At 64.4% G+C, this 25,798-nt stretch carries 25 protein-coding genes; 15 read left to right on the top strand and 10 right to left on the bottom strand.

Annotated features, from left to right (window positions below; translation table 11 throughout):
* Positions 1–993 (top strand): lipid A biosynthesis lauroyl acyltransferase, encoded by a 993-nt coding sequence (locus FJW10_RS27520; RefSeq protein ID WP_140902406.1) that lies wholly within the window; start codon positions 1–3, stop codon positions 991–993.
* Positions 994–1,015: 22 nt separating this feature from the next.
* Here FJW10_RS27520 and FJW10_RS27515 read toward each other — a convergent pair whose 3' ends face one another.
* Positions 1,016–1,447 (bottom strand): L,D-transpeptidase, encoded by a 432-nt coding sequence (locus FJW10_RS27515; protein WP_140836351.1) that lies wholly within the window; start codon positions 1,445–1,447, stop codon positions 1,016–1,018.
* Positions 1,448–1,707: 260 nt separating this feature from the next.
* Here FJW10_RS27515 and FJW10_RS27510 point away from each other — a divergent pair, with 260 nt between their 5' ends.
* The 5 genes from FJW10_RS27510 to FJW10_RS27490 all read left to right on the top strand — a co-directional run bounded on the left by FJW10_RS27510 (position 1,708) and on the right by FJW10_RS27490 (position 8,052).
* Positions 1,708–2,985 carry an acetylornithine deacetylase/succinyl-diaminopimelate desuccinylase family protein gene (locus FJW10_RS27510; RefSeq protein WP_140902405.1) on the top strand — a complete coding sequence of 426 codons (1,278 nt, stop codon included), beginning with the start codon at positions 1,708–1,710 and terminating at the stop codon, positions 2,983–2,985.
* A gap of 125 nt (positions 2,986–3,110) precedes the next feature.
* On the top strand, positions 3,111–4,592 hold the full coding sequence (locus FJW10_RS27505; protein ID WP_140902404.1) for an ABC transporter substrate-binding protein: 1,482 nt from the start codon (positions 3,111–3,113) through the stop codon (positions 4,590–4,592).
* Positions 4,593–4,619: 27 nt separating this feature from the next.
* On the top strand, positions 4,620–5,567 hold the full coding sequence (locus FJW10_RS27500; protein WP_140902403.1) for an ABC transporter permease: 948 nt from the start codon (positions 4,620–4,622) through the stop codon (positions 5,565–5,567).
* A complete protein-coding gene (locus FJW10_RS27495; RefSeq protein ID WP_140902402.1) occupies positions 5,564–6,433 on the top strand; it encodes an ABC transporter permease in 870 nt (289 codons plus the stop codon). The genes FJW10_RS27500 and FJW10_RS27495 overlap by 4 nt, the downstream gene beginning before the upstream one ends.
* Complete coding sequence (locus tag FJW10_RS27490) at positions 6,430–8,052, top strand: dipeptide ABC transporter ATP-binding protein (protein ID WP_140902401.1); 1,623 nt, start codon at positions 6,430–6,432, stop codon at positions 8,050–8,052. The genes FJW10_RS27495 and FJW10_RS27490 overlap by 4 nt, the downstream gene beginning before the upstream one ends.
* Before the next feature lie 87 nt (positions 8,053–8,139).
* Here the strand turns inward: FJW10_RS27490 and FJW10_RS27485 are convergent, their stop codons facing one another.
* The gene (locus FJW10_RS27485; RefSeq protein ID WP_140902400.1) at positions 8,140–8,571 is read right to left on the bottom strand and encodes a TerB family tellurite resistance protein; all 432 of its coding nucleotides are present in this window, start codon (positions 8,569–8,571) and stop codon (positions 8,140–8,142) included.
* Between the two features lie 206 nt (positions 8,572–8,777).
* Between FJW10_RS27485 and FJW10_RS27480 the strand changes: the two genes are divergently transcribed.
* From FJW10_RS27480 to FJW10_RS27465, 4 genes are all read left to right on the top strand, one after another.
* Complete coding sequence (locus FJW10_RS27480) at positions 8,778–9,563, top strand: TSUP family transporter (protein ID WP_140902399.1); 786 nt, start codon at positions 8,778–8,780, stop codon at positions 9,561–9,563.
* Positions 9,564–9,615: 52 nt separating this feature from the next.
* The gene (locus tag FJW10_RS27475) at positions 9,616–9,786 is read left to right on the top strand and encodes a hypothetical protein (protein ID WP_108702979.1); all 171 of its coding nucleotides are present in this window, start codon (positions 9,616–9,618) and stop codon (positions 9,784–9,786) included.
* 90 nt (positions 9,787–9,876) lie between these two features.
* Positions 9,877–10,710: an AraC family transcriptional regulator gene (locus FJW10_RS27470; protein ID WP_140902398.1), complete on the top strand. Its 834-nt coding sequence runs from the start codon at positions 9,877–9,879 to the stop codon at positions 10,708–10,710.
* A gap of 84 nt (positions 10,711–10,794) precedes the next feature.
* Positions 10,795–11,214: a VOC family protein gene (locus FJW10_RS27465; protein WP_140902397.1), complete on the top strand. Its 420-nt coding sequence runs from the start codon at positions 10,795–10,797 to the stop codon at positions 11,212–11,214.
* Between the two features lie 180 nt (positions 11,215–11,394).
* Here the strand turns inward: FJW10_RS27465 and FJW10_RS27460 are convergent, their stop codons facing one another.
* Both FJW10_RS27460 and FJW10_RS27455 read right to left on the bottom strand, forming a co-directional pair.
* Positions 11,395–12,870: a cobyric acid synthase gene (locus FJW10_RS27460; RefSeq protein ID WP_140902396.1), complete on the bottom strand. Its 1,476-nt coding sequence runs from the start codon at positions 12,868–12,870 to the stop codon at positions 11,395–11,397.
* A complete protein-coding gene (locus FJW10_RS27455) occupies positions 12,870–13,475 on the bottom strand; it encodes a dimethylsulfonioproprionate lyase family protein (protein WP_140902395.1) in 606 nt (201 codons plus the stop codon). The genes FJW10_RS27460 and FJW10_RS27455 overlap by 1 nt, the downstream gene beginning before the upstream one ends.
* 139 nt (positions 13,476–13,614) lie before the next feature.
* Here FJW10_RS27455 and FJW10_RS27450 point away from each other — a divergent pair, with 139 nt between their 5' ends.
* Positions 13,615–14,781, top strand: a complete 1,167-nt coding sequence (locus FJW10_RS27450; protein ID WP_140902394.1) for an isobutyryl-CoA dehydrogenase — start codon at positions 13,615–13,617, stop codon at positions 14,779–14,781.
* Between the two features lie 26 nt (positions 14,782–14,807).
* A complete protein-coding gene (gene mmsB / locus FJW10_RS27445; RefSeq protein ID WP_140902393.1) occupies positions 14,808–15,692 on the top strand; it encodes a 3-hydroxyisobutyrate dehydrogenase in 885 nt (294 codons plus the stop codon).
* Positions 15,693–15,988: 296 nt separating this feature from the next.
* Here mmsB and FJW10_RS27440 read toward each other — a convergent pair whose 3' ends face one another.
* The 6 genes from FJW10_RS27440 to FJW10_RS27415 all read right to left on the bottom strand — a co-directional run bounded on the left by FJW10_RS27440 (position 15,989) and on the right by FJW10_RS27415 (position 22,653).
* Complete coding sequence (locus FJW10_RS27440; protein WP_140902392.1) at positions 15,989–16,354, bottom strand: hypothetical protein; 366 nt, start codon at positions 16,352–16,354, stop codon at positions 15,989–15,991.
* 127 nt (positions 16,355–16,481) lie between these two features.
* Positions 16,482–17,861 (bottom strand): aspartate aminotransferase family protein, encoded by a 1,380-nt coding sequence (locus FJW10_RS27435; protein ID WP_140902391.1) that lies wholly within the window; start codon positions 17,859–17,861, stop codon positions 16,482–16,484.
* 52 nt (positions 17,862–17,913) lie between these two features.
* Positions 17,914–18,036, bottom strand: coding sequence for a hypothetical protein (locus FJW10_RS27430; RefSeq protein WP_041003987.1), 123 nt, complete (start codon positions 18,034–18,036; stop codon positions 17,914–17,916).
* 46 nt (positions 18,037–18,082) lie between these two features.
* Positions 18,083–20,152 (bottom strand): prolyl oligopeptidase family protein, encoded by a 2,070-nt coding sequence (locus FJW10_RS27425; RefSeq protein WP_140902390.1) that lies wholly within the window; start codon positions 20,150–20,152, stop codon positions 18,083–18,085.
* A gap of 73 nt (positions 20,153–20,225) precedes the next feature.
* Positions 20,226–21,386, bottom strand: a complete 1,161-nt coding sequence (locus FJW10_RS27420; RefSeq protein WP_140836393.1) for an MFS transporter — start codon at positions 21,384–21,386, stop codon at positions 20,226–20,228.
* A 94-nt stretch (positions 21,387–21,480) separates the two neighbouring features.
* Positions 21,481–22,653 (bottom strand): MFS transporter, encoded by a 1,173-nt coding sequence (locus FJW10_RS27415; protein ID WP_140836395.1) that lies wholly within the window; start codon positions 22,651–22,653, stop codon positions 21,481–21,483.
* Positions 22,654–22,853: 200 nt separating this feature from the next.
* Between FJW10_RS27415 and FJW10_RS27410 the strand changes: the two genes are divergently transcribed.
* The 3 genes from FJW10_RS27410 to FJW10_RS27400 form a co-directional block, all read left to right on the top strand.
* Entirely contained in the window at positions 22,854–24,431 is a 1,578-nt protein-coding gene (locus FJW10_RS27410) for a trimethylamine methyltransferase family protein (protein WP_140902389.1), read from the top strand.
* 162 nt (positions 24,432–24,593) lie between these two features.
* Positions 24,594–25,055 (top strand): DUF559 domain-containing protein, encoded by a 462-nt coding sequence (locus FJW10_RS27405; RefSeq protein WP_246674383.1) that lies wholly within the window; start codon positions 24,594–24,596, stop codon positions 25,053–25,055.
* The coding region (locus tag FJW10_RS27400) for an FAD-binding oxidoreductase (RefSeq protein ID WP_140736295.1) at positions 25,052–25,798 on the top strand (747 nt) is incomplete at its 3' end. The genes FJW10_RS27405 and FJW10_RS27400, both read left to right, overlap by 4 nt.

Here is a 25,798-nt window from a genome sequence, read left to right as displayed (position 1 = left end):
ATGGTCGGCAAGGTGTTCAGGAAAGCCCGCCGGGACTTCATGTTCCGCTACGGCCGGCGACTGCGCCAGCTGGAGCATTGGCTGGTCGCGAAGCTCGCTATCGTTCTGCTCTCGCTGCTGCGCCTTCTGCCGCCGGACAGCGCGCTCAACTTCGCCGACCGCATCGCCCGCCGCATCGGTCCGATGGTCGGGCGCCATCGCATTGCGGTCAACAATCTGCGCCTTGCCTATCCGCAAAAGAGCGACGCCGAGATCGAAGCCATCGCGCGCGACATGTGGGGCAACATGGCCCGCCTCGCGGCCGAGTACATCTTCCTCGACGCGCTGTTCGACTTCGATCCGAACGCTTCGAAGCCGGGCCGGGTCGAGGTGCGCGGCGTCGAGCATTTCCTCGAGATCGCCGGCGAAAAGAAGCCGCATATCCTGTTCACCGGCCATCTCGGCAATTTCGAGCTGCTGCCGGTGGCCGCCGCCACGTTCGGCATGAACATCACGGCGCTGTTTCGCCCGCCGAACAACCCTTATCTGGCCGACTACATCCACTCGACGCGCCGCTCCTCGATGGGCGCCCTGCTGCCCTCCGCCGCCGGCGCGTCCTTCGCCCTTGCCGCCATCCTGGAAAGGGGCGGCAATATCGGCGTGCTGGTCGATCAGAAATTCTCGGGCGGCGTGGAGACGACTTTCTTCGGCCGCCGGTGCCAGAGCAACCCGATGCTCGGCATGCTGGCCCGTCACTATGACTGCGATGTCTACCCCGCCCGCTGCGTCAGGCTGCCGGGCAACCGCTTCCGTCTGGAAATCGAGGACCGGTTGACCTTGCCGCGCACCGAAGGCGCCAGCGTCGACGTCGCTGCCACCACCCAGCTGCTCACCGATGTGGTCGAGCGCTGGGTGCGTGAGGACCCTGGACAGTGGATGTGGTTCCACAAGCGCTGGGAAATCAGCGGGCGTCGTCGCAAACGCGGACAGGCGAAGGCGACAGCCGGCCAGTAACCGGTCGCTCCGCAGCCCCGGATCAGTTGGCGACGACGATCCGCGTGTTGCCGAAGCCGACTTCCTTGACCATCGCATAGAAGGTCGCGGCGTTGGCCGGATGCAGGCGCACGCAGCCGTGCGAGGCCGGGCGCCCGAGGTTTCTCACCGACCCGGTGCCGTGAATGGCGTAGCCGCCGTGGAAGAACACCGAATAGGGCATCGGCGACATCTCGTACTTGCGCGAATACCACATCCGGGCCGTCCACTGCGGCCGGTAGCTGCCGCGCGGGGTGAAATAGCCCTTGCGCGCAGTGGATACGCTCCAGCGATAGACCACCTGGCCGTATTTGCTGACGGTCATGGTCTGCGACGAGACGTCGATATTGGCGACCAGCGTGGCCGCCCGGCTTGCGACGGACATGCCGAACAACGCGGTTGCCAGCACGGTTGCCATGAGAACGAACTTTTTCATGCGATCAAACCCCTTTGATTGCCCCCTGCCATTCGCGCGGTTTTTCCATCTTTTTGCCGGCAGATGCGTTAAGTAGCACACACTCGTTGACGATTCTGCCAATCCAATGCGATGAATTTGATCGATTTTCCCGGTATAGTTGCCGCAGCAACACGCACCCTCTGAAGTTTAGGCGGGCGTTGGGCCATGCCCGAACCGTCGTGTGGCAATGAGCGACTGCTTGCTTGCAAAAGCGCTGCGTTCCTTCTTCAATCCGCCGGATGAATGAACGACTTCTCAAGGCGGTCGAGGACCGGGTCGACGACCTCGTCGCGCTGACCGCGGACCTGATCCGCTTTCCGACCGTCAACCCGCCAGGCGAGGTCTACGGGCCATGCGCCGAGTTTCTTGGCGCGCGTCTCTGGAAACGCGGCTTCGAAACCGAGTTCATCCGTGCCGAAGGCGCGCCCGGCGACAGCGACCGCTACCCGCGCGTCAATGTCGTCGCCCGCTTCGACGGCCGCTCGCCCGGCGCCTGCGTGCATTTCAACTCGCATATCGACGTGGTCGAGGCCGGTGAGGGCTGGACCGTCGATCCCTTTGCCGGCGTGGTGAAGGACGGCAGGGTCTATGGCCGCGGCGCCTGCGACATGAAAGGCGGCCTGGCCGCCTCCGTCATCGCCGTCGAAGCCTTCATGGAAGTCTATCCCGATTTCCCCGGTGCCATCGAGATATCGGGCACGGCGGACGAGGAATCCGGCGGTTTCGGCGGCGTCGCCCATCTGGCGCGGCTCGGCTATTTCTCGAAGCCGAAAGTCGACCACGTCATCATCCCCGAACCGCTGAACAAGGATCGCATCTGCCTTGGCCATCGCGGTGTCTGGTGGGCCGAGATCGAGACCAAGGGGGAGATCGCGCATGGCTCGATGCCGTTCCTCGGCGACAATGCGGTACGCCATATGGGCGCCGTGCTGCAGGCCTTCGAGGACGAGCTGTTCCCGGCCCTCGACCGCAAGATGACGCGCATGCCGGTGGTGCCGGAAGGCGCCAGGCGCTCGACCATGAACATCAATTCCATCCATGGCGGCCAGACCGAGGATTTCCGGCCGGGGCTTCCCTCGCCCAACGTACCGGATTCCTGCCGGCTCACCATCGACCGGCGCTTTCTGCTCGAAGAGGACATCGCCGCCGTCAAAGGCGAAGTCACGGGCATCCTCGAGCGGCTGAAGCGCGAGCGCAAGAAATTCGACTACGAGATCCGCGACCTGATGGAGGTGCTGCCGCTGATGACCGAGCGCGACGCGCCTGTGGTGCAGGCTGTCGCGAAAGGCATCATGGCGGTGTTCGAGCGCGAGCCCGACTACGTGATCTCGCCCGGCACCTACGACCAGAAGCATGTCGCGCGCATCGGCCACCTCTACGATTGCATCGCTTATGGCCCGGGCATTCTCGACCTTGCGCATAGGCCGGACGAATGGGTGGGCATCGCCGACATGGTGGAATCGGCCAAGGTGATGGCGATCGGCCTCAATGTGCTTTTGAGAGGAACGACGGACTGATCGGGACGAGGTGGAAAAACTTTTCCCCCGGCGCGGCAAGGCAGCATGAAACGCGATTTACTCGCGCGCGAAATCACGCTTCTATCCGCCAGCTTGAGCACGTTTGAGCAAATGGGAGTTCAACGATGAAACTGTGGAAGACCATCCTGGCCGCGGCCGTGCTGTCGCTTGCCGCCGCCACGTCGGCCTTTGCCGCCCGCACCGATCTCACGCTCGGCATCGTGCTTGAGCCGCCGCATCTTGATCCGACTGCCGGCGCGGCCGCGGCCATTGGCGAAATCACCTATGCCAATGTCTTTGAAGGGCTGACGCGCATCGACGACAAGGGCCAGGTTCAGCCCGGTCTCGCCGAGACCTGGGCCGTCTCCCACGACGGCAAGGTCTACACGTTCAAGCTGCATTCCGGCGTGAAGTTCCACGATGGCTCGGCCTTCAGCGCCGACGACGTGAAATTCTCGCTGGACCGAGCGCGCGCCAAGGATACGCTCAATCCGCAAAAGCCGCTCTTTGCGCACATCGCCGATGTCACGGCGCTCGATCCAGCGACGGTCAAGGTCACTCTCGACGGTCCGCAGGGCAATTTCCTCTACGACATGGGCCAGGTTGCGGCGGTGATCGTGGGGAAGGGATCGGCCGACGGCAATAAGGACAAGCCGATCGGCACCGGTCCGTTCAAGCTCGATCACTGGGCCAAGGGTTCCGAGATCACGCTTGTCAAGAACCAGGACTACTGGGGTACACCCGCCACGCTCGACAAGGCGACATTCCGCATCGTTCCCGACGCCGCCGCGGCTGTCCCCGCATTGCTCTCGGGCGATATCCAGGCTTTCGCCAACATGCCCGCACAGGACGCGCTTGCACAGCTCCAGTCCGATCCGCGCTTCAGCGTCGTGATCGGCTCGACCGAGGGCGAGACAATCCTGTCGATCAACAACAAGAAGCCGCCTTTCGACAAGCTTGCGGTGCGGCAGGCGCTCGCCTCGGCGATCGACCGCAGTGCCATCATCGACGCAGCTTCGAACGGTCTTGGAAAGCCGATCGGCTCTCATTTTTCGCCAGGCGATGCGGGCTATGTCGATCTCACCGGCGTCTACCCGCACGACATCGCCAAGGCCAAGGAGTATCTGAAGGAAGCGGGGTTGGAGAACGGCTTTTCGGCCACGATCAAGCTGCCGCCCGTACCTTACGCACGCGATGGCGGCCAGGTGATTCAGTCCCAACTGAAGGAGATCGGGGTCAATCTGCAGATCATTCCGGTCGAATGGGCGGAGTGGCTGAGCCAGGTCTTCACCAACAAGGACTACGACCTGACGATCGTTTCCCATGTCGAGCCGAACGACATCGATATCTATTCGCGGCCCGGCTACTATTTCCAGTATGACAATCCGAAGTTCAACGATGTCATCGAGCAGCTCGGCGCCACGGTTGACAAGGACAAGAGGCTGGAGCTGCTGGGTGCGGCGCAGAAGATTCTCGCGCACGACGTCCCCGCCGTGTACCTGTTCGAACTGCCGAAGATCGGCGTCTGGGACGCCAAGCTGCAGGGCATGTGGACGAACTGGCCGATCGAGGCTGACGATCTCACCAAAGTGAAGTGGACGGATTGAGGCCGGCGCGATCGCCCGATCGCCTCCATGACCGCATACCTCGTAAAGCGCCTCATCATCGCGGCCCTCACGCTCGTGCTGGCCTCGATGGTGGTGTTCGCGGTCATGGAGATCCTTCCCGGAGACCCGGCGCGCCTGATGCTGGGCATGAATGCCAGCGCCGAGCAGGTTGAATTGCTGCGCGACCAGATGGGGCTGAACGCGCCGCTGGTCCTGCGCTACCTGCATTGGGCGGCAGGGCTGCTCAGCCTCGATTTCGGCCGCTCCTACACCTATTCGGTGCCTGTCATCGACCTCGTGCGTGAGCGCGTCGTCGTCTCCCTGCCGCTGGCGCTGATCGCGCTGGCGCTATCGACCGTCATCGCCATTCCGGTCGGCGTCTTCTCCGCCAGCCGCCAGGGCCGCGCCGGCGACACGCTCGCCATGGGTGCCGCCCAACTCGGCGTCGCCGTGCCCAATTTCTGGTTCGCGCTGATGCTGATCTACCTCTTCGCCGTCTGGCTGCGTCTGGTGCCGGCCGGTGGCTTTCCGGGCTGGAGCGCCGGTATCTGGACGGCGCTGAAGTCCCTGATCTTGCCGGCCGTCGCCCTTGCGTTGCCGCAGGCGGCGATCCTGGCGCGTGTCGCCCGCTCGGCGCTGATCGAGGTGCTCAACGAAGACTATATCCGCACCGCGCGCGCCAAGGGCCTGCCCTATCGCGCCGTGCTGTGGCGCCACGCGCTGCGCAACGCCATGATCCCGGTGCTCACCATCCTCGGCCTGCAATTCGCCTTCCTGCTGGCCGGCACCATCATCATCGAGAATGTCTTCTACCTGCCTGGGCTGGGCCGGCTGATCTTCCAGGCCATCACCCAGCGCGACCTGATCGTCGTCGAGAGCATCGTCATGCTGCTGGTCGCCGCCGTGATCCTGATCAACCTCGTTGTCGACTTCTCCTACGCCATCGTCGACCCGCGCCTCAGAGGCCGGCAATGACCATGCGCGTCGACCTGCCCGAGGAAACCCTTGCCGGCGTGCTGGCCAAGGCCTTTGGCAACCGTTCCTTCCTGATCGGTTTGGTCATCACACTGCTGATCGTGGCCGTCGCGCTCGTCTCGTTCCTGTGGACGCCTTACGACGTCACAAAACTGGTGATCGCCGACAAGACGCAGGCGCCCTCCTGGGCGCACTGGTTCGGCACCGACCATTTCGGCCGCGACATCCTGTCGATGATCATGGTCGGCGCCCGCAATTCGATCGCCGTGGCGCTGGTCGCGGTCGGCATCGGCATGGGCATCGGCGTGCCGCTTGGCGCCTTCGCGGCGGCGCGCGGCGGGATAGTCGACGAGGCGCTGATGCGCGTCAACGATCTCGTCTTCGCCTTTCCGGCCTTGCTCTCGGCAATCATGATCACCGCGATCTTCGGCCCGGGCGCCGTCAACGCCATCATCGCCATCGGCATCTTCAACATCCCGGTCTTCGCCCGCGTGGCGCGGGCCGGCGCTTTAGCCATCTGGCCGCGCGAGTTCATCCTTGCCGCACGCGCCGCCGGCAAGGGCATGACGCGCATCAGCATCGAGCACATCCTGCCCAACATCGCCACGCTGCTGCTGGTCCAGGGCACCATCCAGTTCGCGCTCGGCATTCTCGCCGAAGCCGGGCTTTCCTATGTCGGCCTTGGCGCCCAGCCGCCGATGCCGAGCTGGGGACGCATGCTGTTCGACGCGCAGACGCGCATGGTGACCGCGCCTTGGATGGCGATCTTCCCCGGCATGGCCATCGTCATCACCGTGCTTGGGCTGAACTTGCTCGGCGACGGCATTGCCGACATCCTCGATCCGAAATCGCGGCGGCGCAGATGAGCCTGCTCGAGATCGAAAACCTTTCGCTTTCGATCGGTGATACGCCGATCCTCAAAGGCGTCGAGCTGACAATCGCGCCAGGCGAGGTGGTTGGCCTGGTCGGCGAATCCGGCTCCGGCAAATCGATGACGGCGCTGACGATCATGCGGCTTTTGCCGCATCTGGCCCGCGCCGAAGGCCGCGTCGCCTTCGACGGCATCGATATCCTTGCCGCGACCGAAGACCAGATGTGCGCCCTGCGCGGCGATGACATCGGCATGGTGTTCCAGGAACCGATGACGGCGCTGAACCCGGTCAAGACCATCGGCGAGCAGGTCGCCGAAGGCATCCGCTGGCACACCAGGGCGGGCCGCGCCGAGGCCGAGGACCGCGCGCGAAAGATCCTCGATCGCGTCGGGCTGCCGGAGGCCAAATTCCCGCTGTCGCGCTACCCGCACGAACTGTCCGGCGGCCAGCGCCAGCGCGTCGTCATCGCCATCGCCTGCGCGCTTAAACCGAAATTGCTGATCGCCGACGAGCCGACGACGGCGCTCGACGTGGTGCTGCAGGCGCAGATCCTCGACCTGCTGCGCGATCTGGTCAGCGAAAACCGCATCGGCCTGCTGCTCATTTCGCACGACCTCGCTGTCGTCACCGAGATGGCCGACCGCCTGATCATCCTGCGCCGCGGCGAGGTGATGGAGGCCGGCGACACCGCACGCACGCTGTCGGAGCAACAGCATCCCTACACGCGCGAGCTGGCGTTGGCCTCCATGCATGTGCCGGCGCGCCCGAAACCGCACCTTGCCGGCTCGGCAAAACCCTTGCTTGAAGTCGAAAACGTCGGCCGGGACTATTCGGGAGGGCGCATATCCCTGTTTCGGCCGGTGCCATCGATCCGTGCCGTCGACGATGTCTCGCTCACCATCGAGCCCGCCCAATCGGTGGCGCTGGTCGGCCGCTCGGGCTGCGGCAAGTCCACCCTTGCCCGCATGATCCTCGCGCTGGACAAGCCGACGGCGGGCACGATCCGCTTTCGCGGCGAGGTCATCACGGACAGGCCGGAATCGGCGCTGAGGCCGGCCCGGCGCGACATGCAGGTGGTGTTCCAGGATCCTTACGGCTCCTTCGACCCGCGCCAGAAGGTGGAGAAGCTGGTGGCAGAGCCGCTGCATCTTCTGGAAAAGCAGCCGGCAAAGGCCGAGAGCCGCGAGATGGTCGCGCATGCGCTCGATGAAGTTGGCCTTGGGCCGCGCGACATGGACAAATACCCGCATGAGTTCTCCGGCGGCCAGCGCCAGCGCCTGTCGATCGCCCGCGCCATCATCACGCGGCCGAAGTTGGTGGTCGCCGACGAGCCGGTCTCGGCGCTGGACGTCTCGATCCGCGCCCAGATCCTCGACCTTTTCGCCGAGCTCAACCAGAAGCTCGGCATCGCCTATCTCTTCATCACGCACGACCTGACGGTCGCCCGCGCCATGGCCGACGAGGTGCTGGTCATGCATGAAGGCAAGATCGTCGAGCGCGGCCGGGCCGCCGATGTGCTCGACCATCCGCGCTCGGAAGCGGCGCAGGCGCTGGTCGCGGCGGCGCCCGACCTCCACCGCGCCATCGCGCGGCGCCTGCAGGAACAGGGGTAGTTCAGCCTCCTTGTTTGTCGCAATTCCGGACGGAAGGCTACGGCGAAGTCGCCGAGCCTAACCGCTTCACGCTTTCCTGGAATTGCTTTAGTCCTCCGGCTTCACCACATCGACCGGACTGATATCGAGCAGGTCGAGTGTGCGGCGCAGGAGCCGGACTTCGCTCTCCGCCAGCTTGGAATCGGCCTTGGCGATCTCGGCCATGTGGCGCGCAAGCAGCTTTCGGCGCTCGACATCGAGGTCGCGGAACAGCGCGATCGCCTGCGAACCGTTGGTCTCGTAGCCAAAATCGTTGAGATATTCGATGACGCTGTCGATCGAGGCCTCCGGGATGCCGAAGGCTTCGCTGCAGATGCGCCGGAAGACGATCATCTCGCTCTCCGAGACCGAGCCGTCGGCCAGGATCATGCGGAACAGCATCAAGAGTTCCGCCGACAGCACCGGGTCGTCCGCCACCTTGCGCACACCCGGGTCACCGTCGAAGATCGAACGTATCTGGTCGAGCAGCGCCATCGCCACCAAGCTCCCTTTTGCGATTCCGATTGGATTGTTAGAGCAATTCCAGGAAAAGTGTGAAGCTGTTTTCCATCTGGAATTGCGGGAAAGAAGAATAGATCGGTTCGGCGTATTCATGAAACGTCGAACCGATCTGGCGTGGAATTGGTCTTGCGCAAACTGGTGGAGCGTGATGGAAGCTGCGGCTTCCTTCCAAGCACCCCTCCCCGATGATCGACCTTACCCTGCAGACCGTCCTCATCCTCATCGCCGCCGCCTTTGGCGCCGGCTTCGTCGACTCGATCGCCGGCGGCGGCGGGCTGATCACGATTCCGGCGCTGCTGCTCGCCGGCTTTTCGCCGGTCGCGGCACTTGGCACGAACAAATTGCAGGGCATGTTCGGTTCCGGCTCGGCCACCATCCATTATGCCGCCAACGGTCAGGTCGACCTGCGCCGCCAGCTGCCGTCGGCGCTGCTGGCGCTTGTCGGCGGCGCGGTCGGCGCCCTGTTGGCGACCGTCGTGCCCGGCGATTTCCTGCGCGCCCTTCTGCCGCTGCTCCTGATCGCCATCGCTCTCTATTTCGCGCTGAAGCCGAACATGGACGACGTCGACCGCGCCGAGCGGCTGTCGCCTTTCCTGTTCGGGCTGATCGTACCGCCGCTGGTCGGCTTCTATGACGGCGTCTTCGGTCCCGGCGCCGGCTCCTTCTACATGCTCGCCTTCGTCACCCTTGCCGGCTACGGCGTGCTCAAGGCGACGGCGCATACCAAGCTGCTCAACTTCGCTTCCAACATCGGCGGTTTCGTGGTCTTTGCCGCCGTCGGCGTCATCGACTGGAAGATCGGCTTGATGATGGGCGTGGCGCAGTTCATCGGCGCCCGTGTCGGCGCGAGCCTTGCCATCCGCATCGGCGCCAAACTGATCAAGCCGTTGCTGGTGGTCGTCTGCCTGGCTCTCGCTGTGAAGCTGCTGGCCGACCCGGCCAATCCCTTACGCCGGCTCATTGGTATGTGAGGCGCATGCTGGTAGAATTCGGGTGTTGCGAATCATGTTGGAGGGACCAGACATGAATCTCAGTGCACCCACCCAGATCGTGTTCATTATTTCGTTGGTCATCGCCGTCATCGGCCTTCTCGCCGCTCTTGGCGTTCTTGCATTCATTCCGCTTGCGTCCGTTTGGATCATGCTCATCGCCTATATCGTGCTTGCCGCCGGCTGTTTGATGCGCGGCGCCTAAACCGTTGATAGCCAATCTCAGGCAACTCGGAGCGCCCGGCACTGCCGGGCGCTTTTGATTCTTGCGAGCATGTTCTGATAGGCTCTCGGCATGTCCGACGAGACAGAGCGCCATCGACAGGATAACCGCTCTCCCACCCTCCATTTCGAGATGGTGCGGCGCAAGCCCGCCGCCTCGCTGGCGGGCATCGTCACGGATATCTGCGGCTATCGCGAGACATTGCCCGGCCATTTCCGCATCGTCGAATATGCTTCGCTGACCGTGCCGCTGGTGATCAGCTTCGCCGAAGCCTTCGCCATCGGGCTCGGCCACAGCCCGGGCGACAACGATCGCTACGCCAGTTTCGCCGCAGGTCTGTATGCCGGGCCGGTCATGATCGAATCCTTCGGCGGCTCCTGCTGCGTCCAGGTCAATTTCACGCCGCTTGGCGCCAGGCGGTTCTTCGGCCTGCCGATGAGCGAGTTGCGCGACCGCATGGTCGGGTTGGACGATGCGCTGGGCCCTGACGGCATGGCATTGCGCGCACGGCTTGGCGAGGCATCGGATTGGAACGCGCGCTTCGACATTGCCGAGAGCTTCATCGCCGCCCGCCTTGCGGAGGCGAATGCGCTTTCGCCCGAAATCGCCTGGGCTTACACGGCGGTCATCGCATCGGGCGGCCGCACCCGCATTGCGGCGCTTGCCGGCGAGATCGGCTGGAGCCGCAAGCACCTGGCGGCCAAATTCACCGACGCGATCGGCATAGGCCCGAAGACCTTGTCGCGCATCGTGCGCTTCAACCGCGCGCTTTCCCTGTCGAAGCAGCAGGACGATGACTGGGCCGGCATCGCCGCCGATTGCGGCTATGCCGACCAGGCGCATCTGGTGCGCGAATTCCGCCAGTTTGCCGGCGAAACACCGAAGGCGCTCGCGGCGTCGATCTAGGCCTGAGCTGAGGTAACATTTCTTCAAGACGCCGGAACAGCCTTGGTCGAGATTGGGTTCATCGACACGAACAAGGAGATCGCCATGCCCTCGTCAACCGAAGCACCCCGTATCTATCCTGCGCTGCGCTACAGAAACGCCGCCAAAATGATCGACTGGCTGGGCGAAGCCTTCGGCTTCGAGGTCCGCGCCCGCTATGGCGAAGGTGACATCGTCCACCACGCCGAGCTGACCTTCGGCTCGTCGATGATCATGCTGGGCACGGCACGCGACGACGACTATGGCAAGATGGTCGGCGAGCCCGGCGGTGGCGGCGGCAAGTCCATCTACATCGCCGTCGACGACGCCGATGCCGCCTATGCCAAGGCGAAGCAGGCCGGCGCGAAAATCATCCAGGAACCGGTTGACCGCGACTATGGCAGCCGTGAGTTCATCTGCCTCGACCCGGAAGGCAATGTCTGGTCCTTCGGCACCTATTGGCCGAAGGCGGGGGAGAAGGCGTAGGAAGTCTCACCGACGTTGGGGATTGGCAACAGCGCTTCGTCATCCACGGGCGAAGCAAGGAGCGAAGCGACGCGCACAGACCCGAGGATCCATTTCGTTACTTTCGCCGAAGAATGCAGCGGAGCGAATTCTGCACCGTTGCAACGCCTTGACGTCACCGAATGGATTTCTATGGTCTGCCTATCGCGCCAGCCCAAAAATCGCGTCACAGTCGACATGTCTCTCGAGCTCCGACGCGACCTCGTCCAGCGCCCTCTCGACGTCCGCGCGATAGTCGATGCCGCCTCCCCTGACGCCAAGGCTCTCCAGGTAGGCGGCGCGAAAGGCGTCGGCGGAAAACAGCCCGTGCAGATAGGTGCCGATCACCTTGCCGTCGGCGGTAACCGCGCCGTCCTCGACCCCGTTGAGGATCGTCGACGGCCGCGCCGTGTCCGGGCCGGTGGTGCGGCCGAGATGGATCTCGTAGCCTTCGAGCGGCAGGCCGAACTGCACCGACTGCGCGCTTGAATTGCGCACCGTCTTTTCGGACTCCATCACCGTTTCGATATCGAGCAGGCCGAGGCCTTCGGCTTCGGTGACGCTGCCTTCGATGCCCTCGGGATCGCGCACCATGCGGCCGAGCATCTGGTAGCCGCCGCAGATGCCGACGACATGGCCGCCGCGCTTGCGGTGAGCGAGAAGATCCCGGTCCCAGCCGTTCTCGCGGAATTTGAGCAGGTCTCCGATCGTCGACTTCGAGCCGGGGACGACAACCAGCCCGGCATCTTCCGGCAGCTTCTTGCCCGGCGGCACGAACACGACCTCGACCTGCGGCTCGGCCTTGAGCGGGTCGAGATCGTCGAAATTGGCGATGCGCGCCAGCATCGGCACTGCCACCTTCAGCGCCCGTTTCTCGCCGGAAGCGAGGCGCTCGAGCATGACCGAATCCTCCGAAGGCAGCCGGACGGCGGCCCTCAGCCACGGCACGACGCCGAAGCAGCGCCAGCCGGTGAAGGTTTCTATCGCCTTGATTCCGTCGTCGAACAACGAGACGTCGCCCCGGAACTTGTTGATGAGATAGCCGGCGATCATGCGCCGGTCCTCCTCCGGCAGGATGAGATGCGTGCCGGCAACCGAAGCGATGACGCCGCCGCGATCGATGTCGCCGACCAGGATCACCGGCACGTCCGCGCGGGTGGCAAAGCCCATATTGGCGATGTCGCGGCTGCGGAGGTTGATCTCGGCTGGCGAGCCCGCGCCCTCGACGATGACGAGGTCTGCGCCCTCGCCCACCTTGGCCCAGGAATCGAGCACCGCGTCCATCAGTCCGGCTTTCATCGCCTGGTAATCGCGCGCCCGTGCCTCGCCATAGACCTTGCCCTGAACCACCACTTGCGAGCCGATATCGCTCTGCGGCTTGAGCAGCACCGGGTTCATATGGACAGTCGGCCGGACGCCGCAGGCCAGTGCCTGCAGCCATTGCCCGCGGCCGATCTCGCCCTCGCCGGCCTTGTCGCCGCCAGGAATATCGGCGACGGCGGCGTTGTTCGACATGTTCTGCGGCTTGAACGGCCTGACCTTCAGCCCGCGATTCTTCGCGGCGCGGCAAAGCCCCGCGACCAGCACGGTCTTGCCGACATCCGAGCCGGTGCCCTGCAGCATGATCGCTTTGGCCATCAGCCCCTGCCTCCCGAGCCGATCGTCGACTTCTGCGCCAGCGGCCCGCCGCGCCAGAGATAGAGAGCCATCAGCGGTTCCGTGCCCGTACGCATGGCATGGCTGACGTTGGAGGCGTGGTGAATGACCTCGCCGGCGTCGCGAGTATGGAAACCGCCTTCGCCCATCCGCCATTCCGTGCCGCCGGTCAGCGGGACGTAGATTTCCTCGGCGATATGGTGGTGGTCGGGATAGACGATGTCCGGCCCGAGGATCAGCAGTCCGGCCGCAACCGCGTCATTGACGAAATGCCCGCGCGCGCCGAACACTTCCAGCCAGCCGTAACTGTCGACAAAGCCCTGCCCGAAATCGGCGGCGGTATAGGTCTGCCCCCAGCGTAACTCATCCCGATGGTCGGCAACGAATCGCGCCAGCGGCTTGGCGTCGGCCGGCGCAAGCTCGGCGATGCGATCGAGATAGCCAAGGCAGCCAAGCGCCCGCGGTTCGAGCGAACGGACAGGCATGTCCCAGCCGATGCGCGCGACTTCGTCCGCGACCAGATTATTGTCGACGCCGGCGAGATATGTGTGGAACCGGTCCAGCAACTCATCGAAAATTGTCGGCACGTACGAGCTCCGTTGGTCATTTCACGCACAGCCGGTCCGCAGGAAGCCGGGTTGCGCGGCGGCATCATTGGTCTAGATTGGACGGTGCGCAAAGCCAAAAACGACAGGCCAGAAGGCCTGAAACGACAGGGAGCACGCCATGGACGCGACAGTCGATGCGGGCACTGGCCAGTTCGAACTCAACGAGGAACAGCGCGCCATCCAGGAGATGGCCCAGGCCTTCGCGGCGGACCGCGTCGCGCCCAATGCGCTCGACTGGGACAAGACAAAGCACTTCCCCGCCGATGTGATCCGCGAAACCGGGCCGCTCGGCCTCGGCGGCATCTATGTGCGCGACGATGTCGGGGGCTCGGCGCTTGGGCGGCTCGATGCGGTGCTGATCTTCGAGGCTCTGGCCCACGCCGACCCGGCCTTCTCCTCCTTCATTTCCATCCACAACATGGCCGCCTCGATGATCGACCGCTTCGGCAGCGACGAGCAGCGCCAGCGCTTCCTGCCGAAACTGACCTCGATGGAATGGCTGGCGAGCTATTGCCTGACCGAGCCCGGCTCGGGCTCGGACGCAGCTGCGCTTAAGACGCGCGCGGTGAAGAGCGGCGGCGACTATGTCTTGAACGGCGCCAAGCAGTTCATCTCCGGCGCCGGCGACAGCGACCTTTATGTCGTGATGGCGCGTACCGGTGCCGACGGTCCGAAAGGCATCTCGACCTTCGTCGTGCCGAAGGACGCACCCGGCCTTTCCTTCGGCGCCAACGAGCACAAGATGGGCTGGCACATGCAGTCGACCCGCCAGGTCGTCTTCGAGGACTGCAAGGTGCCGGCCAAGAACCTGCTTGCCGCCGAAGGCGCCGGCTTCGGCATTGCCATGGCGGGGCTCGATGGCGGCCGGCTCAACATCGCCGCCTGTTCGCTGGGCGGCGCGCAGTCGGCGCTCGACAAGGCGCTGGCCTATACGGCCGAGCGCAAGGCCTTCGGCTCCAAGATCAACCAGTTCCAGGCACTGCAGTTCAGGCTGGCCGACATGGAGACGGAGCTGCAGGCGGCCCGCATCTTCCTCTACGCCGCCGCTTCCAAGCTCGACCGCAAGGCGCCCGACGCCGGCAAATGGTCGGCTATGGCCAAGCGCTTCGTCACCGATATCGGCTTCGACATCGCCAATCAGGCGCTGCAACTGCATGGCGGCTATGGGTATCTGCACGATTACGGCATCGAGAAGCTGGTCCGCGACCTGCGCGTCCACCAGATCCTCGAAGGCACCAACGAGATCATGCGCGTCATCATCGCGCGGGCGCTGATTGGTCGCTGAAAGCAGACAATTTTGGGAGAGAGACAATGAGCACCATCGCCTTCATCGGCTTGGGCAACATGGGCAATCCGATGGCCGCCAATCTCGTCAAGGCGGGGCATGCGGTGCTGGGCTTCGACCTTGTGCCTGAAAACCTCACGGTTGCGAAGGAGCACGGCATTACAGTCATGGCCAATGCCGTCGCCACGGTGAAGGACGCCGATGCCGTCATCACCATGCTGCCGGCCGGCAAGCATGTGCTGTCGGTTTATGAGGACATCGCACCCAAGGCGAAGAAAGGCGCGCTGTTCATCGACTCCTCAACGATCGATGTCGAATCGGCACGCAAGGCGCATGCGATTGCCGCGAAACATGACTTGCAGTCGATCGATGCCCCGGTCTCCGGCGGCACAGGCGGCGCCACCGCCGGCACGCTCACCTTCATGGCCGGTGGCTCGGATGACGCTTTTGCCGCCGCCGAGCCGATCCTGAAGCCGATGGCCGGACGCGTCGTCCATTGCGGCGGCGACGGCGCGGGCCAGGCGGCCAAGATCTGCAACAATATGATCCTCGGCATCTCGATGATCGGCGTCGCCGAAGCCTTTGTGCTCGCCGAAAAGCTCGGCCTGTCGCACCAGGCGCTGTATGACGTCGCCTCCACCTCGTCGGGCCAATGCTGGTCGCTGACCACCTATTGCCCGGTCCCCGGCCCTGTTCCGGCCTCGCCGGCCAACCGCGACTACAAGCCCGGTTTTGCCGCGGCCCTGATGCTAAAGGACCTGAAATTGTCGCAGGAAGCCGCGCAGGGCGCGGGCGCCGTGACCCCGCTCGGCGCCGAAGCCACGCAGCTCTATGCCTTGTTCAACGCGCAAGGTCATGCCGGCGCCGATTTTTCCGGAATTATTAATTTCCTGCGCGGAAACCAGGCGTAAGATACTGATTTTATAAGGTTATTTTCGATATTCGCCGGCCGGAAGCCGGCAAATTTAGATTTGCTTAAGGTCTCGCTAACTCACCGGTAACGATGTGCCTTTAAAACGGACTGCGAGGCGGACATCGCGTCTGCCCGGCGCTCCGGATCAGGTCTCGCGTACCGGAGCCCGTAAGTTTCGCAAGTATTCTTGTCGCGAAATGCCATGCGTATCTGGCAGAGCCGCGTTCCTTTTGGAGCGCGGTTTTTGCGTTTCTCAAGGCAATCCAACAACAGTGGAAATGGTCCCGGCCGAGATCAGCTCCTGCTGGACAAACGCCGGAAATTCGCCCGTACGGTACGGCCGGCGGGCTTGAGGGCGGCACCCAGGGATTGTAGCGCGGCCTCGCCGTTGACCAGGGACGGAACGCGTCCCGACAGCACCTCCGGCCAGAACCGGGCGGCCGATTGCAGAAGCGAAACCTGTGCTGCGATGGCGCCTTGGGCCGCGGCAGCAGTCTTTTCAGTAACGGCTCGCACGGTTTCCCTGCCGAGTTTCCGGTCGCTTTGCGCATCCGCGACAAGCAGGGGCATGCGCATCATCATCACCATCGGCGCCAACATCAGGTCGCCGCCGATCAGCGCGGCTTTCCTTGCGCCACGGGTCTTGCGGGTTTTCTTCATCGCGTAAGTCCTCAGCCGGACCCGTCTCTCAGGCCCAGTCTATTACGCGCGGGCGCATGCATTGTTCCCTGTACCTGGCGCGGATCGTGGCGGTCGGGCGCCCGAACACCGGACGCCCGACCGTTCTTCAGCGCTTGCGCAGGTCCGCGTCCGCCATGTCGAGCGCCTTGGCAATGCGCTCGCAAGCCATGTCGATCGTGTCGCGCGTCCAGATCAGCGGCGGCGACAGGATCATGGTGTCGCCGGTGGCCCGCATCATCATGCCGTTCGCGACCGCATGGTCGCGCACGACGACGGCAGCGCTTCCTGACGGCAGATAGCGTTCCTTGGTCGCCTTGTCCTTGACGATCTCGATCGCGCCCATCAGGCCTATCGAGCGCACCTCGCCGACCAGCCTGTGGCCCGCGATGCGTTCCTGCAGCGCCTGCGCGAAATAGGGGCCGGTGTCGTTCTTGACGCGCTCGACCAACCCTTCCTTCTCGATGATCTCGAGGTTCTTGAGCGCCACCGCGCAGGCCACCGGATGACCGGAATAGGTGTAGCCGTGATAGAATTCGCCGCCTTTTTCGACCAGCGTCCTCGCCACACGATCGCCGACCAGCAGCGCCGACAGCGGTTGGTAGCCCGAGGTCAGCGCCTTGGCGGTGGTGATGGTGTCGGGCTCGACCCCGAACGTCTGTGCCGCGAACCATTCGCCGGTGCGGCCATAGCCGGTGATGACTTCGTCCAGCATCAACAGCACATCGTATTTGCGGCAGATGCGCTCGACTTCCGGCCAGTAGCTCATCGGCGGGATCTTCACCCCGCCCGCGCCCATCACCGGTTCGCCGATGAAGGCGGCGACCTTGTCGGCCCCTGCTTCGAGGATTGCATCCTCGACCGCCTTCGCCGCGCGGATGCCGAAATCATGGTCGCTTTCGCCGGGCAGAGCGAGCTCATAGGCATAGGGCATCATCACATGGACGATGTTGGGCACCGCGCCGCCGAGCTGCTTGTGCATCGGCTCCATGCCGCCCAGCGACGTGCCGGCGATCGTCGAGCCGTGATAGGCCGACTTGCGCGAGATGATGCGGTTCTTCTCGGGCTTGCCTTCGAGCGCCCAATAGTGGCGGACAAGCCTGAGCGCCGTATCGTTGGCCTCCGAACCGGACGAGCCGTAGAAGACCTGGCTGACATGCTTGGGCGCGAGTTCCGCCAGCTTCTTCGACAACAGCACCGGCGTCGGCGTCGAGCATTTGAAGAAGGAGTTGTAGTAAGGCAGCTCCTTCATCTGCGCGTAAGCCGCCTCGGCCAGCTCGTCGCGGCCATAGCCGACATTGACGCACCACAGGCCCGCCATGCCATCGAGGATTTCGGTGCCGTCGGCATCGTAGATGAACGGGCCGTTGGCATGGGTAATGATGCGTGAGCCTGCCTCACGCAGTTCCTTGTGGTCGGTGAAGGGATGAAGGTGATGCGCGGCATCGATCTGCTGAAGCTGCTTCAGCGAATAATTCTGATAGGTCATGGGTTTGATCTTTCCTCTTGAACCAATCCGGCGGGAGCCGGAGGCGGATTCGTCAGAGGAAGGCAGGCGGCGAATAGCCGATGCGGGCGCACAGCCGCAAAAGCTCGGCGCGCAGCGTCCGCGGTGACGGCGTCACCGCGACCCCGAAGGCGCCTGATGTGCTGAAGCGGATCATGACGGCAGCTTATGCCGCCTGAGCCCCAAAATTCAAGCCATCCCGGTCAGGCAGTCTTGCCGAGCGACCTCTTGAGGAACATATAGCGCATCGCCGTCTGCGCCGCTTGTGGCCGGCGGTCGCCGCGCCCGCCATGGCCGCCTTCGGTTTCCTCGAAGAACAGCGTCTGGCCGTGACCTGCCTCCTGCAGCCGCGCCGCCATCTTGCGCGCATGTCCGGGATGGACCCGGTCGTCCGCGGTGGAAGTCATCAACAGCACCGGCGGATAGGCGGCATCGGCCGCGATATGTTGATAGGGCGAATAGGCGCCGAGCCAGGCCGCCTCCTCCGGCTTCGACGGGTCGCCATATTCGGCGATCCACGAGGCGCCGGGCGGCAGTTCGGTGTAGCGCAGCATGTCGAGCAACGGCACGTCGATGATGACGGCGCCGAACAGCTCCGGCCGCTGCGTCAGCGACGTGCCGGTGAGCAGGCCGCCGTTGGAGCCGCCGTGGATGCCGAGCTGCGCCGCCGTGGTGATGCCGCGCTTGACCACATCCTCGGCGACGGCAGCGAAATCGTCGAAGGCGTTCTGGCGCTTGCCCTTGAGCGCGGCCTGGTGCCAGGCCGGACCGAACTCGCCGCCGCCGCGGATGTTGGCCTGGACATAGGCGTTGCCCTTGTCCAGCCAAAGCTTGCCGCGGATGCCGGCATAGCCCGGCAGCAACGGCACCTCGAAACCGCCATAGCCGTAGAGCAATGCCGGGACCGGCCCTTTCTGGTCGCGGCGCCGCACCACGAAATACGGGATCATCGTGCCGTCCTTCGAGCGCGCCTCGAACTGCTCCGAAACATAAGGCGAGGCGTCGAAGCGGGCCGGCTGCGACTTCACCGTTTTAAGCGTCTCGCCATTGTCGTCCGACCAGATGATCGAGCTTGGCGTCAGGAAATCGGTAAAGGAGAAGGAGACGCTCGACCCGAAATGCTCGACATGGCTGATGCCGACATTGCCGTTGTCGGGCAGCGCGATCCGTTTCAGCGACCAGCCATCTGCGGCGCGGTCGCAGGCGATGACCTTGCCGCGAACATTGTCCATCAGGTTGATGAACAGCCGGTCCTGCGTCCTGGCGAGGCCCGCAATGGAAACGCGGTGCTCCGGTTCGAGGAGCGTCTCGATCCTTTCGAACGCACCCGTTTCAATCCAGCGATCGAAATCGACCGAATAGAGCCCATCCGGCAGGCAGCGCGTGCCGTCCGGCGCCGTCCAGGGGCTGCGCACGCCGAAGATAAGCTGGCCCTTGAAGATCGCCGTGTCGGTGGCGTCGTCGGGCAGCGGGATGCGCCGGTTCTCGCCCGAAGCCAGCCGCAGGAAACTGTGCGAGGTGAAGAAGTCGAGCGTCTTGCCGAGCAGCACATGCCGCTTGTCGCCGTCATACTCCACGCCGCCACCGACCGCGAGATGCTGCTTTTCGCCTTCGAAGATCGGCGTCGCGTCCTCGAGCTTGGTGCCGCGCCGCCACAGCTTGATCACGCGCGGATAGCCGGACTGCGTCTTGTCGTCTTCCTCGAAAGCGGCGGAGACGATGACGGTATCCTTGTCCAGCCAGGAAAAGCCCGACTTGGAGGCGCGCGCGGAAAACCCGCCATCGACAAAGGACCTCGTCGCGATATCGAACTCGCGCATCTCGCTGGCGTCGCCGCCATCGGGCGACATGTGGAGCAGGCAGCTGTTGAAATCGGGATAGAGCCGGCTCGCCCCGCCGAACACCCATTTGATGCCTTCCTTCGCCGAGAGCTGGTCGAAATCGATGATCGTCTCCCACTCCGGCTTGTCGGTCTTATAGGAAGCGACGGACGTGCGCCGCCACAGTCCAAGCGCGTTGGTCTTGTCCTGCCAGAAATTATAGACGTAGCCGGCAAGCGCGGCCCCGACCGGCATATTGTCCTCCGCGGTCATCAGGTCGAGCGCGGTTTCGAATGTCGCCTGATAGGAAGGATCGCCCTGCAGTTCGGCGACCGCCAGCGCATTCTGGCGATGGACCCAGTCCAGCGCTTCCTTGCCGTTGCGATCCTCAAGCCAGAGGTAGGGATCGTTGGCGGTCAACTCGGGCTGGGTTCTGGTCATCGTGCTGGTCATGCAGGTCTCCATCTGGCGGCCCCGCCTACATCGCGTTCGTTGCCTTGATATTCAAGAGCCATGTCGGGACCGATTACAAAACCCGCCGGCGCGCGATCGTCGCCGCCGCCAGCGCCGCGCAGATTGCGCCAAGCGTGACCGGCAGGCCGGCGGCGCCGATGACATCCATAACGCCACCGGTGAGCGGCGGCACGATGATGCCGCCAAAACCCCACATCAGCGAGAAGGCGGCATTGCCGGCGACCAGCGCCGAGCCGGTGAAGCGTTCGCCGAGCTCGATGATCGACATCGTGTAGATGCCGTAGGAAACGGCGCCCCAGATAAAGACGCAGCCCCAGATCAGCGGCGTCTCGATCAGCGCCGGCAAAAGCGCGCATCCAAAGATGGTCACCGCCACGCAGCCGAACCGCACCAGGCGCGCCGTCAGTTTTTCGGCGAGGAGGCCGAGCGGCACCTGCATGGCGATGTTGCCGGCGATCATCACCGACAGCAGCGCCGACATGCGCGCCTCGGGAATGCCGTGATGCGTTCCATAGACCGGCAGCAGCGCGAGTATAGCCTGCTCGAACCCGGCCGCGACCACGACCGCCGACAGAAGCAGCCAGGCCAAGGGTATGAAGCCCAGCACCGACACCTTGTTATCGGCCTCGTCGACCTTCGGCAGCCGCTTCACCACCACGGCCAGGCAACCGCCGCAGAAGAGGAAGGCCAGAATGCCGACCAGGAAAGGCGGCCAGCCTTCGGTGCCGACGGCAAGCAGGCAGAGCGGGCCGGTCGCGAAGCCCGCCGAGATGATTGTCGAATAGATGCCCATGACGCGGCCGCGCCGCGCCGGCGGCGCTAGCGCAATCACCCAGATTTCGCTCAAGACATAGAGCGGGTTGGTCACGACGCCGATCAGGAGGCGCAGCGGAAACCACAGATAGACATTTTGTGTCCAGCCGACCAGCGCCAACACCAGCGCCGAGAGCGCTGCGCAAGTGAGCGCGGTGCGCCCTGCCCCGAACCGGCGCGCCAATCCCGGGATCAGCGGCGAGGACAGGATGAAGCCGACCGGCGTCATCGCCGCCGACAGCCCGATCATCGCCGGCGAAACGCCCTGACGCTGCAGGATGAAGCTGAGGAGCGGATAGGAAAGTCCTTGCGCGATGGCGAAGACAGACACGGTCGCGATCACGCCGGTGATCGCGGCCCACTGCACCGTCTCGCCGCTCTCCGAACCAGCCAGAGCCATCGGTCTTGCTCCAATCGCCTGGAGGCTTAGCCGGTATGGCCGGCTGCCGTAAGAGCCAACTGGCGGCGAAAGCGCATGTTCCAGCCAGTCCCTGTCAGGAGCGCTGACGCTGCAAGGTACGGTACAAGGCGAACGCCACCAGCAACACATCGAGCCCAACGATGACGGCAGGCAGCCCGAGCGGGCCGATCGCCTGCATCAGGGCCCCGGCGCCGGGCGGGCCGACAATGCCGCCGACGCCCCACAGCAACGCGAAGGCTGCATTGCCGGTGACCAGCAGCGAGCCCTTGAAGCGGCTGCCGAGCTCGACCAGCGCCATCGTGTAGACGCCGTAGCCGACCGCCCCCATCACCAGCAGCACGCCCCAGATCAGCGGCGTGGCGATCAGCAGCGGCAACAGGATCGCGCAGCCCGTCGTCGCCACCGCGCAGGCGAGGATCATCGGCCGCCCGCCGAAGCGTTCGGCGAGCAGGCCAAGCGGGATCTGCAGGACGATGTTGCCCAGCGAAAGCATCATCACCAGGGCGGCAAGCGCCGCTTCGGGCAGGCCGTAGCCCGCGCCGAAGACGGGCACCAACGCATAAGTGCTCTGCTGAACGGCGGCGGAGACCAGCACGGCCAAAAGCAGCGCCGGTGCGAGCCGCGCGAAACCGACAAGACTACCGGCGGGCTGGCCATCGTCCTCGAAACCGGTGAGCTTGGAGGAGACGAGGCGCAGAATGACCGCGCAAAGGGCGAAACCGGCAATGCCGACGCCGAAAGGCGCCCAGCCGGCGGTGCCGACAAGGGTCAGGGTAAACGGCCCGGCCGCGTAGCCGGCGCCCATCAGCGTGTTGAACACGCCCATGACACGCCCGCGCCGCGATGGCGGCGCCAGCGACAGCGCCCAGACCTCCCCAAGCACATAGAGCGGGTTGATGACCACGCCGATGATGAAGCGGATGACGTACCAGGCGACCCAGTTCTGCAGATAGCCAATAGCCAGGAAGCACAGCGCGCCAAGCAGGGAGCAGCCGACCGCTAGGTTCCGCGCGCCGACCAGCCGCACGGCCGCCGGCACGAAGGATGCCGACAGGATCAGCCCGACCGGCATCATGGCCGCGGACAGTCCGATCAAGCCCGGCGAAAAGCCTTGGCCCTGCATCAGCAGGGTGAACAGCGGCGAGCTCAACCCTTGCGCCGCGCCGAACATGGCGAGCGCGGCCGTGACCCCGGCAAGGGCTGCCCATTGCGGTCGATCTTCGGCGGTCTGGACGGAAGCGGTCATCGTGGCTCGCACTTGAACAATCACGGCATCATTATCAGTGGCGAGAGCCCTCCTGATGCCTCAGCGGAAGCAATTCGGCGATCCAGTCCGCTCCCCTTCCGTCATGTCGCTTCCCTCGCCCTAGTGGTCGCCGCCTCCTCACCGGCGACATTGCCGCCAGTTCATTATGCCGCCAATTTCGCATCCTCACGAGGCTTCTCATGACTGCCGCCCTCCATCCCGCCGAACCGGCATTGGCAACAGATCGCGCCCGCCGTGGCGGACGCGCGGGAAAGCGCGCCGGCGGCTCGGCCGCTTTCGAGCAGCCCGCCTTCCGGCAGCTGAAGAACCCGCTGTCGCCGACCAGGCTCGTGTCCGACGACGAATTGGAATCGATCCACCTCGCCTCGCTGCGCGTGCTGAAGGAGATCGGCGTCGACGTCCTGCACGACGAAGCCCGCCGCATCATGAAGGCGCATGGTGCGGACGTGCGCGAAGGCTCGGAGCGCGTGCGCTTCGACAGCGACATGATCCTCGAGCTTGTCTCGCACTGTCCGTCGGAATTCACGCTGCATGCCCGCAACCCGGCGCACAATCTGCGTTTCGGCGGCAACAACGTCATCCTGTCGATGATGGCGTCGGCGCCGAACTGCTCCGACCTCGACCGCGGCCGCAGGCCCGGCAACCAGGCCGACTACCGCAACTTCCTGCGCCTCGCGCAGATGCACAACATCCTGCACTGCACCGGGGGCTATCCGGTGGAGCCGATCGACATCCATCCGTCGGTCCGGCACCTGGAATGCATCCGCGATCTCGCCACGCTGACCGACAAGGTCTTCCACATCTATTCGCTCGGCAAGGAGCGCAACGTCGACGGCATCGAGATCACCCGCATCGCACGCGGCATCAGCCGCGAGCAACTGATGCAGGAGCCTTCGGTCTTCACCATCATCAACACCAATTCGCCGCTCAAGCTCGACGTGCCGATGATGGAAGGCATCATCCAGATGTCGAGCATGGGCCAGGTCGTGATCGTCACGCCGTTCACGCTGTCGGGCGCCATGGCGCCCGTCACCGTCGCCGGCGCGCTGGTGCAGCAGAACGCCGAGGCACTCTCCGGCGTCGCCTTCGCGCAGATGGTGAAGAAGGGCGCGCCGGTCGGCTATGGCGGCTTCACCTCCAATGTCGACATGAAGTCCGGCGCGCCAGCCTTCGGCACGCCCGAATATATGAAGGCGCAGCTTGTCGGCGGCCAGCTTGCCCGCCGCTACAACATCCCCTACCGCACCTCCAACACCTGCGCCGCCAACACGGTCGACGCCCAGGCCGCCTATGAAAGCGTGTTCTCGCTGTGGGGCGCCATCCAGGGCGGCGGCAACCTGATGATGCACGGCGCCGGCTGGCTTGAAGGCGGCCTGCGCTGCTCCTACGAAAAGACCATCCTCGACATAGATCTTTTGCAGATGGTGGCCGAGTTCCTCACCCCGCTCGACCTCTCCGAGGACGCGCTCGGCTTCGACGCCATCCAGTCGGTCGGTCCCGGCGGCCATTTCTTCGGCACCCCGCACACGCAGGCGCGTTACAAGACCGCCTTCTATTCGCCGATCGTGTCCGACTGGCGCAACTTCGAGACCTGGACCGAGGCCGGCTCGCCGACGGCGATGGAGCGGACCAACAAGGTGTGGAAGGAGCGCCTTGCCGCCTACGAGGAGCCCTATATGGATCCGGCCATCCGCGAGGAACTCAACGACTTCGTCGAGAAGCGCCGCGCCGAAGGCGGCGCGCCGACGGATTTCTGATCATCTGTGTTGAGGATGAATAGTCGACCCCCACTCCGTCGAGCTGCGCTCGACACCTCTCCCCCGATCGACGGGGGAGAGGAAAGGCGCGAGGCGATTCCAGTTGGCGCCCTTCCTCTCCCTCCGGAGGGGGGAGAGGTGGCGCCGCGAAGCGGCGACGGAGTGGGGGAAGGCGCTGCTCAAACCCGCAGTCGCCGCAAAGTTGGCACGACCCAGCGGGCGCGAAATCTGCGGCAAGCCGGCAACCAGGCGGAAGCATTGCTTTGGCTTGAACTGAAGGCACGCAAGCTCGGCGGCTATCGCTTTACGCGCCAATTCTCCATCGGCCCCTTTTTTGCGGACTTCGCTTGCCGCGAGCGTTGGCGCGTCGTGGAGGTCGATGGATCCCAACATGCCGACAGCTCATATGACCGGCGCCGCGACGACTTCATGCAGGCCGAAGGTTACTCGATCCTGCGTGTTTGGAACCATGACGTCCTGAAACATCGTGCTCCCGTCTGTGAAACCATCCTCGCCGCGCTTGACGGGAGGCTGACCGAAAACATCGCGGCATCGGATCTCTGTTTTGTTTTCACCCCTCGATCACTCGAACCAGTATTTTCAAACACGGACCTATCTTCATGAAATCCCACGTAAAAGCGGTTGTCATCGGCGGCGGCGTCGTCGGCTGCTCGGTGCTCTATCACCTCGCCAAGGCCGGCTGGACCGACATCATGCTGATCGAGCGCTCGGAGCTGACCTCCGGCTCGTCCTGGCATGCGGCGGGCGGTTTCCACACGCTGAACGGCGACCCGAACGTCGCCAAGCTGCAGGCCTACACCGTGCAGCTTTACAAGGAAATCGAGGAGATTTCCGGCCAGTCCTGCTCGCTGCACCTGACCGGCGGCGTCATGATGGCCGACACGCCGGAGCGCATGGACTTCCTGCGGCTGGCCCACGCCAAGGGCCGCTATCTCGGCATGGACACCGAGTTGATCACGCCTTCGGAAGCCAAGGCGATGTTCCCGCTGATGGACGAGACCAATTTCGTAGGGGCCATGTGGGACCCGGTCGAAGGCCATCTCGACCCGTCCGGCACAACCATCGCGTACTCCAAGGCTGCGAAGAAGCTCGGCGCCGAGATCGTGCTGCGCAACCGCGTCGTCGACCTCACGCAGCAGCCGGACGGCACCTGGAACGTCGTCACCGAACAGGGCACCGTCCATGCCGAGCATGTCGTCAATTGCGGTGGCCTGTGGGCGCGCGAGATCGGCCGCATGGTCGGCGTCGAGCTGCCGGTGCTGGCCATGGAGCACATGTACCTCTTGACCGAGCCGATGCCTGAGGTCGAGGAATTCAACAAGTCGACCGGCCGCGAGATGATCGGT

The organism is Mesorhizobium sp. B4-1-1, from assembly GCF_006439375.1.
Classification (GTDB): Bacteria; Pseudomonadota; Alphaproteobacteria; order Rhizobiales; family Rhizobiaceae; genus Mesorhizobium.
This window is presented reverse-complemented; position numbering and strand designations above follow the sequence as displayed.